The 21,532-nt window shown below is 55.4% G+C and carries 20 protein-coding genes and 1 CRISPR repeat array; of the genes, 11 read left to right on the forward strand and 9 right to left on the reverse strand.

Annotation, left to right across the window (positions count from 1 at the left end; translation table 11 throughout):
• The first annotated feature begins 9 nt into the window (after window positions 1-9).
• Together feoB and JIN85_RS02155 are read left to right on the forward strand one after the other, a co-directional pair.
• Window positions 10-1,899 (forward strand): ferrous iron transporter B, encoded by a 1,890-nt coding sequence (gene feoB / locus JIN85_RS02150; protein ID WP_200267141.1) that lies wholly within the window; start codon window positions 10-12, stop codon window positions 1,897-1,899.
• On the forward strand, window positions 1,896-2,024 hold the full coding sequence (locus JIN85_RS02155) for a FeoB-associated Cys-rich membrane protein (protein WP_200267142.1): 129 nt from the start codon (window positions 1,896-1,898) through the stop codon (window positions 2,022-2,024). Before feoB ends, JIN85_RS02155 begins: the two co-directional genes overlap by 4 nt.
• A 57-nt stretch (window positions 2,025-2,081) precedes the next feature.
• On the opposite strand, the gene JIN85_RS02160 is transcribed toward JIN85_RS02155, so the two are convergent.
• Entirely contained in the window at window positions 2,082-2,645 is a 564-nt protein-coding gene (locus JIN85_RS02160) for an EF-hand domain-containing protein (protein WP_200267143.1), read from the reverse strand.
• Window positions 2,646-2,802: 157 nt separating this feature from the next.
• On the opposite strand from JIN85_RS02160, the gene JIN85_RS02165 reads away from it, so the two are divergent.
• Both JIN85_RS02165 and JIN85_RS02170 read left to right on the forward strand, forming a co-directional pair.
• On the forward strand, window positions 2,803-3,525 hold the full coding sequence (locus tag JIN85_RS02165; protein WP_234047178.1) for a response regulator transcription factor: 723 nt from the start codon (window positions 2,803-2,805) through the stop codon (window positions 3,523-3,525).
• Window positions 3,522-4,991, forward strand: a complete 1,470-nt coding sequence (locus tag JIN85_RS02170; protein WP_200267147.1) for a sensor histidine kinase — start codon at window positions 3,522-3,524, stop codon at window positions 4,989-4,991. Before JIN85_RS02165 ends, JIN85_RS02170 begins: the two co-directional genes overlap by 4 nt.
• A 65-nt stretch (window positions 4,992-5,056) precedes the next feature.
• Here the strand turns inward: JIN85_RS02170 and JIN85_RS02175 are convergent, their stop codons facing one another.
• Together JIN85_RS02175 and JIN85_RS02180 are read right to left on the reverse strand one after the other, a co-directional pair.
• Window positions 5,057-5,314: a GlsB/YeaQ/YmgE family stress response membrane protein gene (locus JIN85_RS02175; RefSeq protein ID WP_200267149.1), complete on the reverse strand. Its 258-nt coding sequence runs from the start codon at window positions 5,312-5,314 to the stop codon at window positions 5,057-5,059.
• A gap of 167 nt (window positions 5,315-5,481) precedes the next feature.
• On the reverse strand, window positions 5,482-6,117 hold the full coding sequence (locus JIN85_RS02180; protein WP_200267151.1) for a class I SAM-dependent methyltransferase: 636 nt from the start codon (window positions 6,115-6,117) through the stop codon (window positions 5,482-5,484).
• 75 nt (window positions 6,118-6,192) lie between these two features.
• Here JIN85_RS02180 and JIN85_RS02185 point away from each other — a divergent pair, with 75 nt between their 5' ends.
• On the forward strand, window positions 6,193-7,350 hold the full coding sequence (locus JIN85_RS02185; RefSeq protein ID WP_200267153.1) for a phosphotransferase: 1,158 nt from the start codon (window positions 6,193-6,195) through the stop codon (window positions 7,348-7,350).
• A gap of 12 nt (window positions 7,351-7,362) precedes the next feature.
• Here JIN85_RS02185 and JIN85_RS02190 read toward each other — a convergent pair whose 3' ends face one another.
• The 4 genes from JIN85_RS02190 to folP all read right to left on the reverse strand — a co-directional run bounded on the left by JIN85_RS02190 (window position 7,363) and on the right by folP (window position 11,070).
• A complete protein-coding gene (locus JIN85_RS02190) occupies window positions 7,363-7,725 on the reverse strand; it encodes a hypothetical protein (RefSeq protein ID WP_200267155.1) in 363 nt (120 codons plus the stop codon).
• A gap of 67 nt (window positions 7,726-7,792) precedes the next feature.
• Window positions 7,793-8,938: a glycoside hydrolase family 130 protein gene (locus JIN85_RS02195; RefSeq protein WP_200267157.1), complete on the reverse strand. Its 1,146-nt coding sequence runs from the start codon at window positions 8,936-8,938 to the stop codon at window positions 7,793-7,795.
• Window positions 8,935-10,182 carry a class I SAM-dependent RNA methyltransferase gene (locus JIN85_RS02200; protein ID WP_234047179.1) on the reverse strand — a complete coding sequence of 416 codons (1,248 nt, stop codon included), beginning with the start codon at window positions 10,180-10,182 and terminating at the stop codon, window positions 8,935-8,937. The genes JIN85_RS02195 and JIN85_RS02200 overlap by 4 nt, the downstream gene beginning before the upstream one ends.
• 21 nt (window positions 10,183-10,203) lie before the next feature.
• Window positions 10,204-11,070 (reverse strand): dihydropteroate synthase, encoded by an 867-nt coding sequence (gene folP / locus JIN85_RS02205; RefSeq protein WP_234047180.1) that lies wholly within the window; start codon window positions 11,068-11,070, stop codon window positions 10,204-10,206.
• A gap of 85 nt (window positions 11,071-11,155) precedes the next feature.
• Between folP and aroC the strand changes: the two genes are divergently transcribed.
• From aroC to cas9, 4 genes are all read left to right on the forward strand, one after another.
• Complete coding sequence (gene aroC, locus JIN85_RS02210) at window positions 11,156-12,238, forward strand: chorismate synthase (RefSeq protein WP_200267165.1); 1,083 nt, start codon at window positions 11,156-11,158, stop codon at window positions 12,236-12,238.
• Window positions 12,235-13,008 carry a hypothetical protein gene (locus JIN85_RS02215; RefSeq protein WP_200267167.1) on the forward strand — a complete coding sequence of 258 codons (774 nt, stop codon included), beginning with the start codon at window positions 12,235-12,237 and terminating at the stop codon, window positions 13,006-13,008. Before aroC ends, JIN85_RS02215 begins: the two co-directional genes overlap by 4 nt.
• A gap of 3 nt (window positions 13,009-13,011) precedes the next feature.
• A complete protein-coding gene (gene gatB / locus JIN85_RS02220; protein ID WP_200267169.1) occupies window positions 13,012-14,463 on the forward strand; it encodes an Asp-tRNA(Asn)/Glu-tRNA(Gln) amidotransferase subunit GatB in 1,452 nt (483 codons plus the stop codon).
• A 266-nt stretch (window positions 14,464-14,729) separates the two neighbouring features.
• The gene (gene cas9 / locus JIN85_RS02225) at window positions 14,730-18,029 is read left to right on the forward strand and encodes a type II CRISPR RNA-guided endonuclease Cas9 (RefSeq protein ID WP_200267171.1); all 3,300 of its coding nucleotides are present in this window, start codon (window positions 14,730-14,732) and stop codon (window positions 18,027-18,029) included.
• On the opposite strand, the gene JIN85_RS02230 is transcribed toward cas9, so the two are convergent.
• The gene (locus JIN85_RS02230) at window positions 18,019-18,453 is read right to left on the reverse strand and encodes a type II toxin-antitoxin system VapC family toxin (RefSeq protein WP_200267173.1); all 435 of its coding nucleotides are present in this window, start codon (window positions 18,451-18,453) and stop codon (window positions 18,019-18,021) included. The two genes, cas9 and JIN85_RS02230, sit on opposite strands and share 11 nt — an antisense overlap.
• Window positions 18,450-18,686 carry a type II toxin-antitoxin system Phd/YefM family antitoxin gene (locus JIN85_RS02235; protein WP_200267175.1) on the reverse strand — a complete coding sequence of 79 codons (237 nt, stop codon included), beginning with the start codon at window positions 18,684-18,686 and terminating at the stop codon, window positions 18,450-18,452. Before JIN85_RS02235 ends, JIN85_RS02230 begins: the two co-directional genes overlap by 4 nt.
• 52 nt (window positions 18,687-18,738) lie before the next feature.
• Between JIN85_RS02235 and cas1 the strand changes: the two genes are divergently transcribed.
• The gene (gene cas1, locus JIN85_RS02240) at window positions 18,739-19,659 is read left to right on the forward strand and encodes a type II CRISPR-associated endonuclease Cas1 (RefSeq protein WP_200267177.1); all 921 of its coding nucleotides are present in this window, start codon (window positions 18,739-18,741) and stop codon (window positions 19,657-19,659) included.
• Window positions 19,626-19,961: a CRISPR-associated endonuclease Cas2 gene (cas2, locus tag JIN85_RS02245; protein ID WP_200267179.1), complete on the forward strand. Its 336-nt coding sequence runs from the start codon at window positions 19,626-19,628 to the stop codon at window positions 19,959-19,961. Before cas1 ends, cas2 begins: the two co-directional genes overlap by 34 nt.
• 60 nt (window positions 19,962-20,021) lie before the next feature.
• A CRISPR array of direct repeats spans window positions 20,022-21,047; the repeat unit is 37 nt; unit sequence AGTTTGCTCCGCTCGGTTTCTGAATCAAGGCAAAGCA.
• The last annotated feature ends 485 nt before the right edge of the window (window positions 21,048-21,532 follow it).

Raw genomic sequence — 21,532 nt, forward strand, 5'->3', positions numbered from 1 at the left:
GTTCAGCTCATGTCGGAATCCCTCCCCGCTCTGATTGCTCTGGTTGGCAATCCTAACGTCGGTAAAACCACTCTTTTCAACGCGTTAACGGGCTCCAGCCAAAAGGTTGGCAATTACGCAGGAGTCACGGTTGCGGTAAAATCCGGTGAAACTTACACGCCCCACGGCAACAAAGTCCGCGTTCTCGATCTTCCCGGCTGCTACAGCCTGAATGCCAATTCGCTCGATGAGCAAGTGGCTGTCGATGCTCTCAATGGTCAGCTAAAAGGTGAATCCGTGCCGGATCTGGTGGTCTGTGTGGTCGATTCATCATCGCTGGAACGCCAATTGCCCCTCACCCTCCAGGTGCTTGAACTGGGCCTGCCTTGTGTGATGGCGCTCAACATGGTCGATGTCGCCGAAAAATCCGGTCTGCGGCTTGATCCGGTGAAACTTTCCGAAGAACTCGGCATCCCGGTAATTCCGATGCAAGCGAATGCCGGCAAGGGCCTTGTGCAGCTGAAGCAGACTTTCCGTGCTCCGCTGCCGCCTGTGCGGGAATCTTCCTGGCTTCACCATCATGAGGATTCGGACAAAGCACGCCGTGCCTTCATTGATCAAATCTGTGAAGTCGCCGCACGCCGCCCGGATGCTCACCAACTGACGGTTTCCGATCGGATCGACACCTACCTGCTGCATCCGGTTTACGGCTGGCTCGCATTTGCCGGCATTCTTTTCACGGTTTTCTGGGCGATCTTCTCGTTCGCGAAAATCCCGATGGGTTGGATCGAAGCGGGCCAAGGCGCTTTCGGAAACTGGGTGAGCACGCTGATTCCGGCGGGCGACCTGCAGTCCTTGATCGTCGATGGAATCATCGGCGGGGTCGGCGGAGTGATCGTCTTCCTGCCGCAAATTGTGCTGCTGTTCCTGTTTATCGGCCTGCTGGAAAGCTCCGGCTACATGGCACGCGCTGCATTTCTGATGGATTCCATCATGGCGAAAGCCGGTTTGAGCGGAAAAGCGTTCCTGCCACTTTTCAGTTCCTACGCCTGTGCCATTCCCGGCGTCATGGCGACCCGCACCATTGATTCGCCGAAAGAACGGCTCGTCACCATTTTCGTCGCGCCGTGGATGAGCTGTTCCGCCCGTTTGCCGGTCTACTTTCTGATCGTGCCGATGCTTCTCAGTGAAAAAGAAGGCTCGTGGAAACAGGCGTTGATCCTATTCGGCATCTATATCCTCGGCACCGCTTCCGCGTTCGTCATCGCCCGGCTGTTGCGCGGCAGATTGGGCCCGGATGACAAACCGAACCATTTCCTGCTGGAACTTCCACCCTACCGGAAACCGCAATGGAGCTACATTTTCCGCCACGTTGCAGATCGTGCATGGGCGTTCGTCGGCAAGGCTGGAACCATCATCCTCGGTCTCTCGATTCTGCTGTGGGCTCTCAGCACTTACCCAAAAAGTGATTCCGAAAGTCCTACCGAGCAGCTGGAGCACAGCGCGATGGGCCGCATTGGTTTTGTGATCGAGCCAGTGGTCAAGCCACTCGGTTTCGACGGACGTGTTGGCACCTCGATCCTGACCTCGTTCGCCGCGCGGGAGGTTTTCAACACGTCGATGGCCATCATCTTCAATGTCGAGGAAACCGATGATGAGGTCGAAACCCGGATCCATATCCGGGAAAAAATCGCCCAAGCCAAGTGGCCGGATGGACGCCCGTTGTTCACTCCGCTTTCGCTGGTTTCGCTGCTCGTTTTCTACATCTACGCCATGCAATGCCTGCCAACGAGTGCAGTGGTTGCCCGTGAATCCGGTTCCTGGAAATGGGCGATCGGTCAGTTTCTTTTCATGTCCGGCTTTGCGTATGTGGCCTCACTTATTGTTTTCCAAGTAGGAAGGATGCTGGGATTCTCATGACACTCGATTGGCAAAGCATCGTCGCGCTCACCATCGTTTTCCTAACGCTGGCCGCCTTTATCATCCGCGCACTGAGCCGGAAAAAGAAGCCCGGCTGCGGTAAAAACTGCGGCTGCGGCAAATAAAAAAGGAGTGCCAGTATTTCTACCGGCACCCCTTTCTTCTGATTCACCCTGATTCAATTAGCGGCGAGGTCCACGTTGTGGGCGGCCTTCTCCGTTTCCTTCTTCACCACCTGGAGGACCTTTGCGGTCTGGTCCGGACAGTGACTTTGCTTCGGTATCGTCAACGATGCCATCGCTATCGGCATCGAGAGTCTTCAGATGCTCCGTCGCGGCAGCGATTTCTTCTTTGGAAAGAGTGCCGTCGTCATCGGCATCCAGCACGGTGAGCAATTCAGATTTTGGCGGAGTTGGACGGTCTGCTGGTGCATCTTCCGGGGCATCGGTAGGTGCAGCTTCGTCATCCTTCTGATGTTCGCGACCTCCACGCTCACCGCGTGATGGCTTTGGGTGAAGTTCTTCTTCACTGATGGCACCGTCGCCATCCTTGTCGAGTTTCAGCAGGGCGTTTGCTGCGTCCTCGATTTCAGCGGCGGACAACTCATGATCGTGGTCCGCATCCAAAACAACGGCGAGTGGATCTGGATGGCGAGGTCCCTTAGGAGGCCCGTTTGGTCCACCTTGAGCGAATGCGCTCACGGAAAGGCCTGCGATGATTACTGGGATGATTTGATGTGGTTTCATAGTTGTGTTGATGTTTTTGATTGATTGAAGGCGGCTTGCCTTTCGTTGGAGCCATAGAAGCACCCGATTGTTTGGATATGATTTCGAAGAAGGGCCTTTTTTGTTAAGATTTCGTAAAATTCATCGCAGCAGCTGATGAAAAATGGAGGATGCTTGCATGAATGGACCCGACAGTCCCCAAGGCCGCCCCCTTTTGGTAGTGGATGATGATCGCAAACTCTGCGCGCTCATTCGCGACTATCTGGAACCTTTGGGCTGGAAGGTCACCATGTGCCACCATGGTGCTGAAGGCTTGGAAGAAGCGAAGATCGGCGACTACGAAGCGGTGATTCTAGACGTCATGATGCCGGGCATGGACGGATTCGAGCTGCTGCGCGAACTGCGCAAATCCTCGAATGTTCCAGTGCTCATGCTCACCGCCATGGGCGATGAAGCCGACCGGATCGTCGGGCTGGAACTCGGGGCCGATGACTACCTTCCGAAAACATTTTCCAGCCGCGAGCTGCTTGCGCGTCTGCGTGCCGTCACTCGAAGAGCCGTTCTAACAACTCCCAAAGAAGACAGCTTTGACGACATCGTTGCAGGACCACTGCGAGTGAATGAAGCGACCCATGTCGTCACGCTGCGCGATACTCCGCTTGATCTAACAACCCTGGAATTCTCGATCTTGCTCAGCTTGATGAAAGCCAAGGGCCGGGTGAAATCCCGCGAAGATCTGTTAGAAGATGTTTCCGAAAGACGCTTTGATATCTTTGACCGATCGATCGACGTGCACATTTCCCAGCTCCGCAAAAAGCTCGGAGACGATGCCAAGAAGCCGCGCTTCATTCTAACCGTCCGCGGCGTCGGCTATCGGTTTGACGAAGGAGGTCTGGCATGAACCGAAAACCAAAATTCCCGATGCTGGCCAAAGTTGCCGCATTTCTGGTGCTGCATTTGGTCGTCCTGACGGCGGTGTTTTTCATCTTCATCACATGGCAGCTTCGGCTGGGCCTCGATTCCATCCTCAGCGCATCCGCGAACGAGCGGTTGAGGCTGCTGGGAAATGAACTCTCTGCGGATCTCAGCGCTTCATCGGAAAACGAATGGGAGCAAATCATTCAGGATCACGTCTCAAGTTACGGACTCGTCGGCTACCTGCGCAGGGAACCAGAATTTCGCCCGGGTTTGCGGGACTCTGAAATTCCTGGCGAAATCATCGCCCGGCTCAAACAAGAGCTGCCGCCGCATCCACGAGGACGGAGAGAATCGCCTCTTGTCCCCCGTCAGGATCGCCCGGGACCGGAATTGGCCCAGGAACGCAGACCGATCGCAGAAACGAAGGTCCATTTTCTCATCAAGGATCGTGAACAAGGTGCCTACTGGGCGTGCATTTCCATCCCGATCGACATCCCCACCCCGGAAGGCCCGCAATCGACTGCGTTTCTCTTCCTCAAATCCGACTCCGCTACTGCCAACGGATTGTTTTTCGATTACCGCCCCTGGCTTTTTGGAGGACTTGCGGTGCTCGCGTTGAGCATCGCCCTCTGGACGCCCTTTGTTTTGGGAATCACCCGCTACGCGAGCAGGATTTCCAAAGCAACCGCGAGCATCGCCGATGGCAACTTCGACACCCGCATCGGCGCCAAGCGAAATGACGAACTCGGACTGGCTGGCGATTCGATCGAGGAAATGTCTGCCCGGCTCGGTCATTTCATCAACGGCCAGCGCCGCTTTCTCGGTGACGTCGCCCACGAACTTTGCACACCGCTTGCCCGGGTCCGGACCGGAATGGGCATCCTGGAAAACGGCCTTGATGAGCATCACCGCGAGAGGCTCGCCTCCATCGAAGAAGACGCCGAGGAACTTTCGACACTGGTTTCCGAATTGCTCGCCTTTACCAAAGCGACTTCGTCCACGGTCCACCTCCAGGAAGTCGAACTTGAGCCGATCATTTCCCAACTCACGACACGGGAACTTTCCGGCCACGAGCTATCGATCGAGCTGCACAACGCGCCACCTGTCCGGGCGGATCAACGGTTGCTGGTACGGGCCATCCTGAACATTTTGCGAAATTGCCACCGCCACGGCGGCGAAACCTGCGAGGTCCACATCCGTGCACGCAGCGTGGGAGATTTCGTTACCCTCACCATCGAAGACAATGGGCCTGGCGTTCCAGCCGAGGAACACAGCCGCCTGTTTGAGCCGTTTTACCGACCGGATCGATCGCGAAATCGAGAAACCGGCGGCACCGGCCTAGGCATGGCCATCGTCGAAAGCTCCATCCGCGCCTGCGGTGGCAAAGTTTCTGCCGCAAAAAGTTCCCTGGGCGGGCTGATGGTCAAGATCGAGCTGCCAAAGGCCTAGGTTCCTTCACAGTCACCCAGCCGCATGAACCGAGACACATCCCGGTTCATGCGGCGGTGAAAGCGTCATTTCTTTTTGCGAATCAGCCTTAAAAGAAACAGCAGGATCAAGGCTCCGACAGTCGCCGTTACCAACGGGCCAAGCCATTGCCCGCCGATGGAAATTCCGAGGACTCCGAACAGCCAGCCACCAAACAGCGCCCCTAGAACGCCGACGATGACATTTCCCAACAGGCTGAAACTTCCACCTCTTGAAATCAAACCGGCCAACCAGCCAGCGATTCCCCCGATCAGTAAAAACACGATAAGCTGCTCAAGATTCATTTGCGTAGTTATTTGAGTTCAAGATCCATCATCAACTTGATGAATTGGCATCATGTTTGAATTATTGTTTTCTTGTGTCAAATCATTGCTAACGAAATGATGCAAATGAACAGTAAAATCAGGGTGTAACTCGGTTATTCACCATTTGCTCACCACTTATTCACAGGTCACTTCTGAACAAATCCCGATCCGAGCAAGAAAGTCCGTTCTCCACTTCGGCGGAAAACCGCCAGATGCCGGTCGACGGATTTTCCCGGCGCATCCGAGAGTGGCCTTGATTTGAAATGCCGCAGATTCGCCACCAACACAGCTCCCCTGGTTTTCAATGCAGCGATCATCAGGTCGTGTTCCACATCGAAATACGAAGTCAAAACCAGCACGCCATCGGGCTTCAGTGCCGCCAACGCATTGCCCAGCAGCCGATCCCACACCGCAGGTTCACTCCAGTAATTTTGATGACGGATGAAAACCAGATCCACAGGCGGGAGTTGTTTCATCCGGTGGGTTGCCGATGCATCGCCGCAGATGAACTCGATTTCTCCATCCGCTAAGTGCCAACGAGATGCAGCTTCCTCAATGGCATCGGGGCGCAAGTCAATGCCGAGGTAAAAGCCAATTTCAGCAGGAGTGACCGCTGCGGCCAAGGCGCCGGATTCGTCCGCTCTGCCACAGGCGAGGTTCAACACCGCCAGCCTCCCCGATGCTTGGAAATCCGCCGTCCGGAGTGCGTCGGTGAGTAAAATGCGCAGCCGCGCAACGTCCTCATCCGTACCCGGAAATCGAAGGGCAGTGCGCTGAATCATGGGCGGACCATTGTTTCCTGTTGCGGAATCTTCAACCTTGAATCTTCCGCGCTGAATTCAGAAATTGGTCGCCCCATGCCGCCATATACCGCTTCCGTCCGTCCGGCTCCGGCCGAAATCCAGAAACTTGTGGCGGAAATCGGCAATCAGTTTGCAATTCAGGGAACCTTCCTCTTCGGCGAAGAGATCGACAGCGGCCACATCAACTCCACCTACCGCGCCACCTACCTGCAGCCGGATGGCTCGCATTACCGCTACATTTTTCAGGCCATCAACCGCTACGTGTTCAAAGACCCTTACGCGGTCATGCGGAACGTCGAGCGCGTCACACGGCACATCAATGCCAAGGTCATGCGCAAAAAACACGATCTCGCAGGGCAAACGCTGAATCTCTACCCCGCACGCACCGGCGGATCGTGGGTAGAAGATGAAAGCGGCACCGTTTGGCGTTGCTACAACAACATCGAGGGCTGCGTCACTTTCGACGTGGTGGAAAACACCGCCCAGGCTTTCCAGGCGGCACATGCCTTCGGAGCATTTCAGGATTTGGTCAGCGATCTCGATCCGACGCTCATCCAGGAAACCATCCCGGATTTCCATCACACCCGAAAGCGATTCGAAACACTCCTTGCTACCGCAAAACAAGATCCGCTCGGCCGTTTGGCTGGTGCCCGCCGTGAATTTGATTTCGTCCACGACCGGGAATCCATCACCGGCAAGTTGATCGACCTCACTGCCCAGGGAGCCATTCCCATCCGCATCGCCCACAACGATACCAAGATCAACAACGTGATGATCGATACCGAAACGCACGAAGCGGTTTGCGTGATCGATCTCGACACGGTGATGCCCGGATTGGCACTTCACGACTTCGGCGATCTCGTTCGCACCGCCACCAGTCCCGCCGCAGAGGATGGGACCGATCTTTCCAAAGTCGAAATGCGCATGCCTGTTTTCGAAGCCTTGGTCGACGGCTACCTCGGAACCGCCGGTTCATTTCTCAACGAAACGGAGATCGAACACCTCGCCTTTTCCGGAAAACTCATCGCGCTGGAACTCGGCATGCGATTTCTCACCGATCACTTGGAAGGTGATACCTATTTCAAAATCCAACGCCCCGGGCAAAACCTTGATCGCTGCCGCACCCAGCTGATGCTTGCCGCCAAAATCGAAGAGCAGGAATCCAGAATGATGGATTACGTCTGGAAAAAGGCGAAACGTTCTGGCGTTTGAGCCAAAGTTCGCTCAGCGCGCGATGCCGCGGCGGCAGATCAACAAGGCTGCCAATGCTAGCCCACTGATCAGGCTGATCGCTGGCTCCGGCACTGATTTGGAATTTTTGCTGGAAGAAACAGGAGCAGCGATCTCCTCGGTTGCAACAGGATGCTGGTCCTTTGTCGCTCCCGCATCGCCCTTAGCGGTTTTAGTTGGGCTGGCCATCGCGCTGAACCGGTTGCTTGGAACGCAGCAGGAAGGCATCGGCTCCGCAACTTGCGGGGCTGAATCCACAGCAGGCTGATCCGCTGCCGCCCTTACCATTTGCATGCTTCCGGTCACCATACAAAGCGCGATGACTGGAGTTGAAAACAAGCGGGGGAGCAGTTTCATGAGCGGAGTCTCAGGGATTTCAAAAGCCGGATCAATCATGAATCCGGCAGGCAAGGCTGTTAAGCAATCAATGGGCCGATTTAGGGGCAATCGCCACCCCGACAAATGAATCGGCACATCCGTAGTAAAGGAACCAGCGTTCATCTTTGAGTACCAGTCCTTCAGCAAAAGTCGTGCCGGCGCTGTATTGGCCACTTTTTTCCCAATCCAGCTCTGGCTGAAAGAAGGGCTTGTCCATTCGCTTGATCAGACGGGTTGGCAACTCGGCATCGAACAAGGCCTGGCCGCAGGTGTAGACGCCTGGAGCCAGCTCTTTATCCCGATCGTCATTGGTCGAGTTCTTGCCATTGTAAATCAGCAGAATACCCGCATCGGTTTTCACCAATTGCGGCCCGACTTCGGTGAGAGCGCTATCGAAATGACCCTGGCGGGTGCGCATGACCGCGAGCAAACCCCCTTCGGGCGCCTCGACGGGTGACCAACTTTTCAGGTCCTCGGAGATGGCGATGTTGACTTCGCTTTCGCCGAAATACATCCAGTATTTACCGCCGATCTGCGTTGCTACCAACTTGCCGTCCTTGATTTCGTGGACGATCGAGGCGGATTTGGTGTTCAGGTTTTCGTATTTGGTTCCACGGAAAGCAGAGCCCAGCTTTTCCCAGTGCTCAAGGTCCTTGGAGACGGCGATTCCGAGGCGGACGGTCTTCCCGTTGTATTGAGTGTAAGTCATTACATAGGAACCATCGGGCGCGGTGGCGATGCGCGGATCCTCGCAACCACCTTCCCATTCGAAAGGCTTTTGGGAATCCTCGGCCGGATGAAAAACCGGCGCACTGCGGCGTTCGAACACCAGGCCGTCCTCGCTGGTCGCCAGGCCAATGCGCGACGTGTGGCCCCCAATGCGCATTTCCCCACTATTGTCTTCCGCCCGATAGAGCACGCAGATTTTTCCGTCCTTCAATACCGCAGCCGGATTGAAGGTGTGCAAAAACTCCCAGCTCACGTCACCTCCCCGCAAGGGATCATTGAACTTCGACTCCTCATTCGGGCGGATCACCGGCTGGGCATTCTCCTGCCGGGTAAACGGCCCAATTGCCCAATCGGGCAACTCAGTTGCCGACGCCGTGGCGGCAAGCAACAGGAAGGAAAAGGCAGTCAACGGTCTGAAGAACATCGCTTTCAAATACGCCAAGGACGGTTGCAGAAATTTCATCGTTTTTCCAGCGTCATCACGCATTCAAGGTGGCGGGTGTGGGGGAAAAGATCGAACGGCTGGACATCGCTAAGCTGGTAGCCCCCTTCGCTGAGTTGCTTGAGGTCACGCACTTGCGTAGCTGGATTACAGGAAATGTAAACCACACGTGATGGACCGAACCGGATGAGTTGTTCGAGGAATTCCGGAGTCGATCCCTTCCGCGGTGGGTCAATGAGCACCGTAGTCTCTTGAGCCGGGAAGTCGATTTTCTCAAAAATCGCTTCCGCTGAGGCAGTTAGAAATTCAGCATTGGCGATCCCGTTGGCTTTTGCATTTTTTCGCGCCCACTCACACGAGGTTTCCGAAACTTCAACACCAGCGACTTTTTCGAAATTTTTTGCCAGCGTCAGCGCAAACAATCCGGATCCACAGTAGGCATCCACCAAATATTTGGCTCCCGCTTCTGATGCTTTGGTGGCTGCGTAGCCGGTGAAGGCAGGTAGAATGAACGGGTTATTTTGGAAAAAATCGCCTGCCAGAAATTGGAAAGTGAGATCCCCGACCCGCTCGACCGCCGTTGCTTTCGGATTTGTTTCGATCCGTCCATCGGTCGCGCGCAGCAAAATCGTCGCCCCGCGCTTGTAGCGAGCGCTGTTGGCCCGGGTTTTCTCCCGGATTTCGGGTAGAGCGGCGTTGATCGACTCCATCGCAATCGGGCATTGCGGGACGTCGATCAGCTGCGATCGCCGACCAAAAGCGAGAAATCCGATCGGCCCGATTTCACCGCCGCCGCGCGGTTTTTCGAAATGCGGAGTGATCTTCGACCGATAGTTCCACGTTTGTTCGGACGAGAGGCAGTCATTTACCGGAAATTCGATTCCAGCCATGTGCTTCATCAGCTCACCAACTTGACGGGTTTTCCACGCGAGCTGCTTTTCGTAGGACAAATGCTGATACTGACAGCCGCCGCAGGTCCCAAAAAGCTCGCAGCCGGGTTCGATCCGGTCCGGCGATGGCACCAGCACTTCGATCAGATCGGCGTGGGAACAATTCTTGTCGTTGCGGAACACCCGCGCCTTCACGGTCTCGCCCGGCAAGGCAAACGGCACGAACACGACCCAACCGTTGATCCTCCCCACCCCGGCACCCAGATTCGTCAATGACTGAACCTCCAGTTCAATTTCCTGGTGATATTCAAAGGGGGTAGGAACAAATTTTTTCGGCGGGCGCTGCATCGGATCGCGGCGAGGTTGGCTCGCCAACCCCTGCCCGGCAATCGAATTTCAAGATCCGATGGCATGCAGAACCTTCACAACCTGCCAAGCCGCAGCGACATGGTGGACCCTGAATATTTGCCCACCCCGCTGCATGGCCGCTGCGATGCACGCCACCGTGCCCGCATCGCGATCTTTCGGCTCCGGCAAATCGAGCACCTCACCGATCACGGTCTTCCGTGAAACGGGCACAAGGACGGGCCGTCCGAATTGCTGCAGCCGTTCCAACTCGCGGAAAACCAAAAGATTGTCATCTCGTTGCTTTGCGAAATCGATCCCGGGATCGAGCATGATCGCAGTTTCCGGCAAGCCCGCGGCTTTCGCCATTTCCAGTTTTTCCGCGAAAAAGCGCTCCATCTGCGGCAGCAAATCCGTCCATTGCTGATGAAAATGCGGCACCTTCGGCTCACCGACGCTGTGCATCACCAGCAACGCCACGCCGGATTTCGCGCAGGCCCGGGCATTCCGATCGTCCGGCAAACCACCCATGTCATTGATCAGCTCAACCGATTCCAAGCGAACCACCTGCTCCACCACCTCCGGTCGCCAGGTGTTGATCGAAAGAATCGGCGGCCAAACCTGCTGGTCATCGACCGGCTCCGCCTCCGCAAAAACCTCAGGCCAGCGCCGGATAAATCCCGTAAGCCGGGAAAGCTCTTCATCGACCGAAATCGCCGCCCGATTTGTCCGCGCGCTTTCCGCCCCGACATCGATCACGTCCGCCCCTTGCTCAGCCTGGGATTTGGCGAGTGAAATCGCTTCGTCGAAATCCAAAGTCCCGTCGCCCGAAAACGAATCGTCGTTCACGTTCACGATCCCCATGACCAAGGGCCTTCTGGGAAAGTTGATCACCCGCTTTGGCAGCCGCAATTCCATGCCCCTCTAAACCGCGAATCCGGAAATCTGGGAATCCTAAACTCATCCCGCTTGCCCAGAACCGCCGACTGCCTAACCTGCCCCCATGTCATCCAGCTTCGGCCAAGTCTTTCGCATCCATACTTATGGGGAATCCCACGGTGGTGGTGTCGGCGTGATCATCGACGGTTGCCCGGCCCGCGTTCCTTTGACCGAGGCCGAAATCCAGCGCGAGCTCGATCGGCGCCGCCCCGGCCAGTCCGAAATCGTCACGCCGCGCAAAGAGGCCGACACAGCCGAAATTTTGTCCGGACTTCACGATGGCATCACGCTCGGCACGCCGATTTCGATTCTGGTCCGCAACACCGATCAACGTCCGGGTTCCTACGATGAAATGGCGGTGAAATACCGGCCCAGCCACGCGGACTACACCTATGACGCCAAATACGGCATCCGCGCTCCATCCGGTGGCGGTCGCGCCTCCGCCCGCGAAACCATCGGCCGCGTCGCCGCCGCAGCGGTTGCACGTCAGGTTCTCGATCAAATTCACCCCGGGATCGAAATCCTCGCCTGGGTAAAAACGATTCAACATCTCGAGGCCAAGGTGGATCCCTCGACGGTCACCGCTGCCGATATCGAATCGAACATCGTCCGCACCGGTGATCCGGAAATGGTTGAGCCGATGATTGAACACATCAAAACCATCCGGTCCCAGGGAAATTCTGTCGGCGGCGTCGTTGAATGTGTGATCCGCAACTGCCCGGCTGGCTTGGGCGAACCGATTTTCGACAAACTGGAAGCGGATTTGGCGAAGGCAATGCTATCTCTGCCCGCGACCAAAGGCTTTGAAATCGGTTCCGGCTTTGCTGGCACGCTTCTCACCGGGGCTGAACACAACGACCCATTCCGCAACATCGACGGAAAAATCCGCACCACCAGCAATCGCTCGGGCGGCGTGCAAGGCGGCATTTCCAATGGCGAGGACATCGTTTTCCGCGTCGCCTTCAAACCGACCGCGACCATCATGACTTCGCAGGAAACCGTCACCAATCAGGGCGAAAACACCGAGCTCCAAGGCAAGGGACGCCACGATGCGTGCGTGCTGCCACGCGCCGTGCCGATCGTCGAAGCGATGGCCACTCTGGTTCTCACCGATCACCTGCTGCGCCAGCGCGCGACTTCCTTATGATGCCTGATCTGACACTCAGTTCCGCCGCCTTGCTGATTTTCCTGATCTGCATCGGCTTTGTTTTGATCCGCGGGATCGTTCGGTTGGTCATCGGTGTCGCGGTGATTGCAGCCGCCGCCTGGGTGGCCTTCCAAGCCTGGACGATCGCCCCGGACCTTTCGATCCGCCTGCTCGACAAGCCAGTCGATTGGATCACCACCGGTCTGCCTGTCGCGGCGTTCGTGGTGACGTTTGCGGTGCTGCGTTTGATCGCCAATTTCTTCACCCGCCCGTTCGGAACGCCGAGCGGATCTCGCGGTCCGGTCAAGCTCATCGCCGTCGGGCTTTTCACCCTGATCCCGACGTCCCTGCTTTGGGCCATCGGAGTCGCCGTGATCCACCATTTTGGTTCCGTCGCGGAAATTCAGGCAGCTTTTGATGCCGGAAAAGAAAAGGAATCCACCATCGCGGCGACCGCTCGGCAATGGAAAGACGTGATCGTATCGCTACTTCCAGAGGAATGGCTCATGAAGCTCGATCCGTTGACCGATCCCAACCGCTTGTCCTTGGCAAAGCTCATCGCCACTCAACAAAAAGATGAGCTGAAGCCCGCGATCGATCCCGCCACGGGTGAGGTCATCCCGCGTGCGATCATCGTTGAGGAACCCGAGCTGCAAAATCTTGCACAGGAGGGACGCTTTGATGTTCTACTCCGCCACCCGCTTTTCCAAAAAGCTCTCGATGACCCCAAAGTCCAGCGCGTGTTGAAGGAACGCCGCACCGCCCATTGAATCATGAAGTATCTCGTCACCATCGGCCTCGAAGTCCACGCCCAGGTCAAAACGAACACCAAGATGTTCTGCGCCTGTGAAACCTCATTCGGTGACGAGCCGAATACGCACAACTGCCCGGTCTGCCTCGGGCTGCCCGGCGCACTCCCGGTTCTCAATCGCGCCGCGATCGAACAAACGCTGCTCACCGGATTGATGCTCGGTTGTGGATCGCCGCCGATTTCCAAGTGGGATCGGAAGAACTATTTCTACCCGGACATGCCGAAAAACTACCAGACGACGCAGATGGATCTCCCCCTCTGCATCGGCGGTGGCGTCCCGCTCTACGAACATTGCTACCCGACGGATCACCGGAAAAACATCGCAAACCCCGGCAAGGTCGTGAGGTTGAATCGCATCCACCTCGAAGAAGATGTGGCGAAATCGACTCACTTGGGCAGCTCGTCGTTGATCGATTTCAACCGTGCCGGCACCCCGCTGATGGAGATCGTCAGCGAACCGGATCTCGAATCCGCCGAGGAGGCATTTGCCTATTTGCGATCGCTGCAAATGATCCTGCAGCAGGGCGAAGTGTCCGACGCCGACATGGAAAAAGGTCAGCTGCGTTGTGACGTGAACATTTCCCTGCGCGAAAAAGAAGAAGATCCGCTCGGTGCCAAGGTGGAGTTGAAAAACCTCAACTCGATTTCCGCCATCCGCCGGGCCATCCATTTCGAAATCGACCGCCAGACCGAAGAGCTCAACATGGGCATTCCGCAAATCCAATCGACCCGCCGTTGGGACGATGAGCGCGGCGAAACTCAAATGATGCGGACCAAGGAGGACGCGCACGACTACCGCTATTTCACCTGCCCGGATCTGCTGCCGATCGAAACCGCACCGCTGCTGGAAATCGTGCGACCCAAAGTTCCGGAACTTCCGCACGAACTGGCGGCTCGATTTGAAAACGACCTGGGTGTCACCGCCTACGATGCGTCCGTGCTATCGTCCGATCGCAATCTGTCCGCGCTCTTCCAACGTCTGGCAGCAGGTGCCTCCAACCCGAAAAAGGCGGCCAATTTCCTGATCAACAACTACCTCGGATCGCTCAATGCCAAGGGTTTGAGCATCGAGACCTCACCCATTTCCGCCGCCAATCTGGAAAAGATCGCTCAGCTCACCCTCTCGGAAACGCTGTCCGCCGGCCAATCGATGGAAGTGCTCGGCGTGATGCTGGAGCAGCCCGAAAAAGAGCCGCAGCAAATCGCCGATGAGTTCGGCTTCAAGCCTGCCGACGCTGGCGAATTGGAATCGTTGGTGGATCAAGTCATTGCCGAAAACCCGAACGAGGTTGAGGCGATCAAGGGTGGCAACGAAAAGCTCCTCAATTTCCTCACCGGCAAAGTGATGAAAGCCGCCCCCACCAAGCCCAACCCAAAACAAGTCACCGAGCTGCTCCGCGCCAAGCTCTGCTGATCGAGCTGGGCGGGATCGGGATTCTCAAGTCTCGATTCTAAGGTCACATCTGCCCGAAACAAAAACAGCCACCCCGTCGGGCGGCTGTTTTTGAAAATAAGCGCTTTTGATCCGGTGTTGCTCTGCAGGGACTCGGTTTGCGCCTCAAACTTTGTCTTGATTCAGGTCTTCATCCTATTTCAAGGACCCCTTTCGACAAGAATAAAATTGCCACTGCGCATTTTCTCGACATTTACCGTTCATCTCTGTAGTTCCGGCAAATTGTCATGTCGCTCATTCTTTCCTTCGATATCGGTTATGCCTCAATCGGTTGGTGCATCCTTTCCTCGCAGCAAACCGAGCCTGATTTCCTCGGCACAGGCGTCGTGACCTTTCCCACCGACGATTGCCTCGCGTCCGCCCGGAGAAATTTGCGTCGCACCCGCCGTCACATCCGCTCGACACGCCAGCGGATCGAGCGTCTGAAAAAATGGCTGCAGCATCGTGGTGTTTTGTCGCGGGAGGATCTCGACAAGCCCGGTCATCCTGCGCCTTTTCTGCTGGCAGCAGCAGCGTTGCAAGGGCATCTGACGCTCGATGCTTGGCAACTTTGGACCGTCCTTCGTTGGTATGCCCACAACCGCGGCTATGATGGCAACTCGCGCTGGTCCCGCGACGAAATCACGAGCGAGGATACGGAAAAGGAGCAAGCGGCGCTGGTTTTAATGAAAGAGAACGGAACCGCCACCATGTGCGAAACCGTTTGCGCGTGCCTTAAGCTCAAGCCGGCCAAGTTCAATCAAACCATTTCTTCCGCGCTGCCCTACAAAACCCTCAACGCCGCCTACCCACGCCGCATTGTGGAATGCGAAGTCAGCCGCATCCTATCGCCCCTGATCGGCAAAATCCCCGGTCTGGATGCTGAAACCGCCCGCCTCATTCTCAAGAACACTGAGTTGAGTCGTGACGAACGCGAATTGCTCGCTGGCGCAGGCATCAAGCTGCCCAAACGCTACTTTGGCGGTTTGCTGTTCGGACAACTGGTCCCGCGATTCGACAATCGCATTATTTCCCGCTGCCCGATTACTTGGGCAAAGGTCTACGACGAAACCATCACCGCCGGAAAAACGGACCAGGAAGCACGCAAACAAGCCGACAAATTCGCCAAAGTCCCAACCGCCAAATCCAGCGAATTCCTCGAATACCGCTTCGCGCGCATCCTCGCCAACCTCAAGGTCGATGGCGAACCGGTTGATAAGGAAATTCGTGCTGAGCTGTTTGCCTTGGCTCGCCAACAAGGCCGACTTTCCGAGTCTGATATCCGAAAAATCATCGAAAGCCATCACGGCGAGGCGACGACCAATCTCGAGGCCTACTTCAAACTTCACCCGGACAGCGAAGAAGCACTGGTGCTCGATCCGGTTGCCGATGAAGTTCGTAAAGCCGAGGGTTCACGCGCCAAGCTCTCGCCGATCTGGAAACACCTTTCACCATCGGTAAAGGAAGCGATCATCAGCGAGTGGCGAAAAAACAAGGCGGTGTCGCTCGCATGGATTGCCGAACAATCCGGCGATAAAGCCGCTTTTGCCGAGGCATTTCAAAAAGACTTTGCCGCGCTAAAACCGAAAAAAGGCCAGCCGCAATTTCCCGACATCGACAGCTACCTCATCAAAACTGCCGTCAAACCAAAGATCCCCACCGGTCGTGCTCCCTACGCCCGTCCCGTTCTCAAGCAAGTGGTGGAGGAAGTTTTAGAAGGCTTCGACCCCACCAAAGCCAATCGCGCCACCGATCCAGAAAAAGGCGAAAACAAACCCGCCAACGGTGTCCTTTACGACCTCGGCATTCCCAGCTCCCGCGTCCGCCAGCTGCAAGCCGAACGCCCGATCGACCAACTCACCAACAACCACCTCGTCCGCCATCGACTCCTCATTCTCGAGCGCCTGCTGGACGACATTCTCGCGGAGTTTTGTAAAGACGGCAAAATACCCGATCAAGTCGTCGTCGAAGTTGCGCGTGAGCTCAAAGAATTTTCTGGCAAAGATCGGGTAGCGATCAAGTCAGCAGAAAACGCCAAACTCGCACAGCACAAGGCGGCCGAAAAACGCCTGAGGAACAAAGGTATTGAACCGACCTACAGTCTAATCAGAAAATGCAGAATTGCGATGGATCTCGATTGGCTATGCCCTTTCACCCATCGAAAGTATGGGGAATCCGAGTTGGCCGATCTCCAATTCGAACACATCATCCCTCGCTCAAAAAGGCTTTCTGATTCGATGGCTGGCTTGGTCCTAACAAGACCAGAAATCAATGAACTTAAAGGAAACCGAACTGCCAGACAGTTCATCTTAGACTGCGCTCATGACGACAGAATACTTTCCCCGGATAACTATGAAAAATGGGTTAAATCACTGAAAGTCGCCCGCAAGGAAACCTACCCGGACGATTACGCGAGACAGAATGCCCGCAAGCGATTGCTTATGATCGAGCGTTACGAGGAAAAAGAGCGCACCTTTACAGAAGGCATGCTCACTCAGACGAGCCACCTAATCAAAATGGCCTCCGGCGTCATTGGCGATAGGCTTCCCAGCACTTCGATTGGCATCGTGCCAGGTCCAGTTACTGCGGAAATCCGAAAAGGTTGGAAACTCGACGGAACGCTTTCTCTCGCCAGCCCTGAGGTGTTACGAACGAATGGAGAAGTTAAACTCAAGGATGAGATTCGAGGACTCACTCATCTCCATCACGCTCTGGATGCCGCCGTAATCGCTCTCGTTTGGCACTATTTCCCAATCACCCGACACGGGGAGAATCAAACTGGCAAACTGTGGGCTGCCATGCGGAAGCGAAATCCGAATGCGAGTGAAGCTGCAATGCTTCGCTCAACAGGCCTTTACAAAACTCGGCTCGGAGGACCACCGGATAAGCCACAAAATCCATCTGCATTCAGACTCGAACTTATCGATCTCGATCCGTCCCTTAAAAACGCCCTAGCCCGCTCACTCGCCGAAGCCCGCGTCATGCAGCACGTCCCCGCCGATCGCACCGGTACCAAGGCCGAACTCACCACTTGGGGAATTGTGTCCATTGATGGAGAAGGCAACCTTGCCCGCGTCAAACTCCAACAGCGGACTTCCATTGTCGAAAACGGCAAACGCAAAACCAAAAAGAAAGACCGCTTGGAGCGAGCCGGAAAACTTCTCGGCCTTCAACCCAAGTATGGCCAAGGTAAACTCGCCGCCATTAAAGGAGCCATGATCATCGCGGAAAACTATGGTCTAGCCTTGGACCCCACTCCAACCATCATTCCTTTTCATGACGTTACCGTTACCCTTGCCAATCTTCGTAAAGCCAATGGCGGCAAGCCCATTCGTGTACTCCGCAATGGCATGCTCATTCGAATTTCTTCATGGAAGGGTAAAAACGGAATTTGGAGAATTCAATCGTGCCAGGCATCTATGAAACTGGACCTCGCTAGGCCTCATGAAATTAAGAGCACGTGGAGAGAGGTTGCAATCTCCTCACTCACGAGCCGAGGACTCGAAATCATCCCCAGCCGCTACACCGGGTTCCCAGTCACAGATTGATTCTCAGTCCTTCACTTGCCGCCATTTTCCGCTGACGCTCATCGAAGGACCAAAACTGCCCTACCCCAAGCTCCAGGCAAACTGCCACATGCAGCAGATCCAAGCTACGGCATAAAAAATCAGCGCCCCACTTTTTCGCCAAGTCTGTGGCTCTCGCCAAGACCCGATCCCAATCCGCGCTTCTCACCACATACAATCCGTCCCGGTCTCGGTGCATGGCGAGCTCCGCACTCACCCCGTCGGCTTCCTTTCTTGTGGTCGATCCACGCCCCACCCGAGCCTCCAGAGCTGCGATGAACTCCAACTCATGCCACACGCTCCAAACCAGAGGCTCTGACGCATTGTCCAACAATTCGCCAGCTCTATCGCTTCCTCCGTCTGCCACATACAAGCTAAGCAGCAGACTCGTATCGCAGTAAATCATTCCGCCTCCCCGCGCTGCAATAGCACCTCATTCGGTCCTTTGATCTCATCCGTCCCCAATCTCTTCCGAATTTTCCCGAAATTTGGAAACACCACTGACCTCTTCACCTCGGTAGGCACCAGCTTCCCCACTGGCTTCCCACGCCGCGTTAGCACGATCTCCTCTCCCTTCTCCACCTCCGCCAGCAGCTTCGCCAAATGATGCTGCGCCTCTCTGACCGTTGCCGTTTTCATTGTTGCACAAATGACGCACATCTGTTCACATGCGTCAATTCACGAAAATTAGGTGTCTTATCACATCGTCAGCATCGACGCACCTGACTGCTCTCTTTCCTGCAAAGATGGCCAGCTCACCTGCAAGTCCGCAGAGGGAAATAAAACCATCCCGCTCGAAGACGTCGCCGCCGTCATCATCACCTCTTTCTCTGTATCCATTCATTCCAAGCTCCTGCTCGAAGCCGCGCGGCACGGCGTGGGCCTTGTCATTTGCGAAAATTTTAAACCCGCTTCGCTCGTCCTCCCCGCCAATCGCTCCACCGACACGCTCCTTACCAAATCCCAGGCCTACATCACCGCTCAACTGCGCAAACGCCTTTGGCAAAAAACCGTCGAGGCGAAATGCCGCAACCAACACTCCCTCGCTGCCGAGCTCGCACCGAATGATTCTCGGCTCGAAAAACTCGATCGCATTGCCCGTAGTGTTCACCCTTCGAAAGAATCCGAATGTGCCAAGATTTTCTGGCGAATTTACGCCGAACACGTCGCCGAAACCGATGATTTTCGCCGCGGACGCCACGAAGGCGGACCCAATCCGCTGCTTAATTACGGCTACGCCGTTCTCCTTTCCACCATTCTACAGAATCTTTTCGCCATCGGCCTCGATCCCACCTTTGGCATCTTCCACGTTCCCCGCGAGCAATCCACTCCGCTCGCCTATGATTTGATGGAACCTTTCCGTCCCTGCGTCGACTGGCGGGTGGCCGAGTGGATTCACCGTCATCCCGATGAAAAAGACTGGCAAGTCACCCGCGAATTCCGGCAATGGGTCACCGCCTTCCCCTTGGAAAAAGTCGACTGGTTCGAGCTCACGCTCGACGTTCGCGGAGTCATCGAAGGCGTCATCCGCTCTTTCCGCCAAGCTGTCGTTACGGCCCAATCCGGCCCCTACAAACCATGGACCCGAACCCTTACAAAATGGGCTGGCTAATGGTCGCCTTCGATCTCCCGGTCGTCACGAAAGAAGAACGGAAGCGGGCCACCGACTTCCGCAAATTTCTTTTGGATGATGGATTTCAAATGATCCAATTCAGTGTCTACGTCCGCCCCTGCGTGACTTTCGCCCGGCAGGAAACCCACCTGCGCCGAATTCGGCTCGCCGTTCCAAATGAAGGCTCCGTCCGCGCCCTCTACATCACCAAAGCCCAATGGGAACGAGCCTTCATCATTCATGGTAAGCCCTCCACCGAAGTTCCACCCGAGGAATTACCTGAACAAACCCTTCTCTGGTGAAAATTCTCGTTTCTTGCATCTCGTCAGAAGTGGCTCAGAATGAATGCCGAGCGGAGCACTAGTTTGCTCCGCTCGGTTTCTGAATCAAGGCAAAGCAGAGCACAGCTAGATGGAGATCGATTTTCAAGTTTGCTCCGCTCGGTTTCTGAATCAAGGCAAAGCAACAGCGGATCAAGGACGTTGAAACCGCGCAGTTTGCTCCGCTCGGTTTCTGAATCAAGGCAAAGCAACCAAGGCTTGGACTTCTGAAGAGCCTGAAGTTTGCTCCGCTCGGTTTCTGAATCAAGGCAAAGCTATGGACGATGCATACACTAAAAACAACATAGTTTGCTCCGCTCGGTTTCTGAATCAAGGCAAAGCTGCCATCACAAGGTCAGCTCATGGCTGAAAGTTTGCTCCGCTCGGTTTCTGAATCAAGGCAAAGCTGGAACGAAGATTGTATAATTTAGGTTGCCAGTTTGCTCCGCTCGGTTTCTGAATCAAGGCAAAGCACGGCAAACATCTTCGCGGTATCATATTTGAGTTTGCTCCGCTCGGTTTCTGAATCAAGGCAAAGCAAGCACGGCAAACACAACGTGATTGATCGTAGTTTGCTCCGCTCGGTTTCTGAATCAAGGCAAAGCAAGTTGTTAAGTCACCTAGTTACAAACCTGAGTTTGCTCCGCTCGGTTTCTGAATCAAGGCAAAGCACGTGGCGGTGGCAGGAAATGAGACGTTCAAGTTTGCTCCGCTCGGTTTCTGAATCAAGGCAAAGCATGATCTACGCCGCGAAGAAAGTGCGATCGAGTTTGCTCCGCTCGGTTTCTGAATCAAGGCAAAGCAAATCATGTGAGACGGAGATGAGTTTTGTGAGTTTGCTCCGCTCGGTTTCTGAATCAAGGCAAAGCGAGCGCGGCCTGATCGCCACCCGTCTCGGTAGTTTGCTCCGCTCGGTTTCTGAATCAAGGCAAAGCGCGCGGGCCTTCGAGGACCTCGCCGACGACAGTTTGCTCCGCTCGGTTTCTGAATCAAGGCAAAGCAAGCCCTGGTTCCGCAAGCTCCCCCCGCGTAGTTTGCTCCGCTCGGTTTCTGAATCAAGGCAAAGCCGCTTTGCAAGCACGAAGGCGCTACCGGATTTTAGCCAAATTGCCTTCCGAGCTTTTCTTTACAACGAATGCTCTTTATAGGTCATCGATAAAGAGATGTGGAAACGGTTCATATGGATTTTGGTGGTGGCTGGTATTGCTGGGCTTTTCGTGATCCCGCTCAATCCGGTTAACAGTAAGATCCTGAAGCTCGCCTATTTAATCTGCATCGCAGTAACTTGGAGCGGATGCACTATTCTGGGCTGGAAGCACAAAACACTGAGAACAGCCGCGCTGTTGTTACCATTTCTCGCAGTAATACTATTATTTCTGCCCAGCAGAGAAATCGACCCCGGTGAATTGCGACAGAGTTATGTCCGGCGCATGACGGAATTCGAAAGAACGAAGTATTTTGGGTCTACACCAAAGATTGGGGATGAGGCTTTTTGTTGAGGTTTTGAGGATGGATTGACGATGGGTTTCAGCCGCATTGGGCGATCACGCGGA

The sequence above is a fragment of the Luteolibacter pohnpeiensis genome (assembly GCF_016595435.1).
Classification (GTDB): Bacteria; Verrucomicrobiota; Verrucomicrobiia; order Verrucomicrobiales; family Akkermansiaceae; genus Luteolibacter; species Luteolibacter pohnpeiensis.

Coding starts and splice junctions, on each gene's coding strand:
- feoB (WP_200267141.1), top strand. CDS start 10: ATGTCGGAATCCCTCCCCGCTCTGATTGCTCTGGTTGGCAATCCTAAC.
- JIN85_RS02155 (WP_200267142.1), top strand. CDS start 1,896: ATGACACTCGATTGGCAAAGCATCGTCGCGCTCACCATCGTTTTCCTA.
- JIN85_RS02160 (WP_200267143.1), bottom strand. CDS start 2,645: ATGAAACCACATCAAATCATCCCAGTAATCATCGCAGGCCTTTCCGTG.
- JIN85_RS02165 (WP_234047178.1), top strand. CDS start 2,803: ATGAATGGACCCGACAGTCCCCAAGGCCGCCCCCTTTTGGTAGTGGAT.
- JIN85_RS02170 (WP_200267147.1), top strand. CDS start 3,522: ATGAACCGAAAACCAAAATTCCCGATGCTGGCCAAAGTTGCCGCATTT.
- JIN85_RS02175 (WP_200267149.1), bottom strand. CDS start 5,314: ATGAATCTTGAGCAGCTTATCGTGTTTTTACTGATCGGGGGAATCGCT.
- JIN85_RS02180 (WP_200267151.1), bottom strand. CDS start 6,117: ATGATTCAGCGCACTGCCCTTCGATTTCCGGGTACGGATGAGGACGTT.
- JIN85_RS02185 (WP_200267153.1), top strand. CDS start 6,193: ATGCCGCCATATACCGCTTCCGTCCGTCCGGCTCCGGCCGAAATCCAG.
- JIN85_RS02190 (WP_200267155.1), bottom strand. CDS start 7,725: ATGAAACTGCTCCCCCGCTTGTTTTCAACTCCAGTCATCGCGCTTTGT.
- JIN85_RS02195 (WP_200267157.1), bottom strand. CDS start 8,938: ATGAAATTTCTGCAACCGTCCTTGGCGTATTTGAAAGCGATGTTCTTC.
- folP (WP_234047180.1), bottom strand. CDS start 11,070: ATGGAATTGCGGCTGCCAAAGCGGGTGATCAACTTTCCCAGAAGGCCC.
- aroC (WP_200267165.1), top strand. CDS start 11,156: ATGTCATCCAGCTTCGGCCAAGTCTTTCGCATCCATACTTATGGGGAA.
- JIN85_RS02215 (WP_200267167.1), top strand. CDS start 12,235: ATGATGCCTGATCTGACACTCAGTTCCGCCGCCTTGCTGATTTTCCTG.
- gatB (WP_200267169.1), top strand. CDS start 13,012: ATGAAGTATCTCGTCACCATCGGCCTCGAAGTCCACGCCCAGGTCAAA.
- cas9 (WP_200267171.1), top strand. CDS start 14,730: ATGTCGCTCATTCTTTCCTTCGATATCGGTTATGCCTCAATCGGTTGG.
- JIN85_RS02230 (WP_200267173.1), bottom strand. CDS start 18,453: ATGATTTACTGCGATACGAGTCTGCTGCTTAGCTTGTATGTGGCAGAC.
- JIN85_RS02235 (WP_200267175.1), bottom strand. CDS start 18,686: ATGAAAACGGCAACGGTCAGAGAGGCGCAGCATCATTTGGCGAAGCTG.
- cas2 (WP_200267179.1), top strand. CDS start 19,626: ATGGACCCGAACCCTTACAAAATGGGCTGGCTAATGGTCGCCTTCGAT.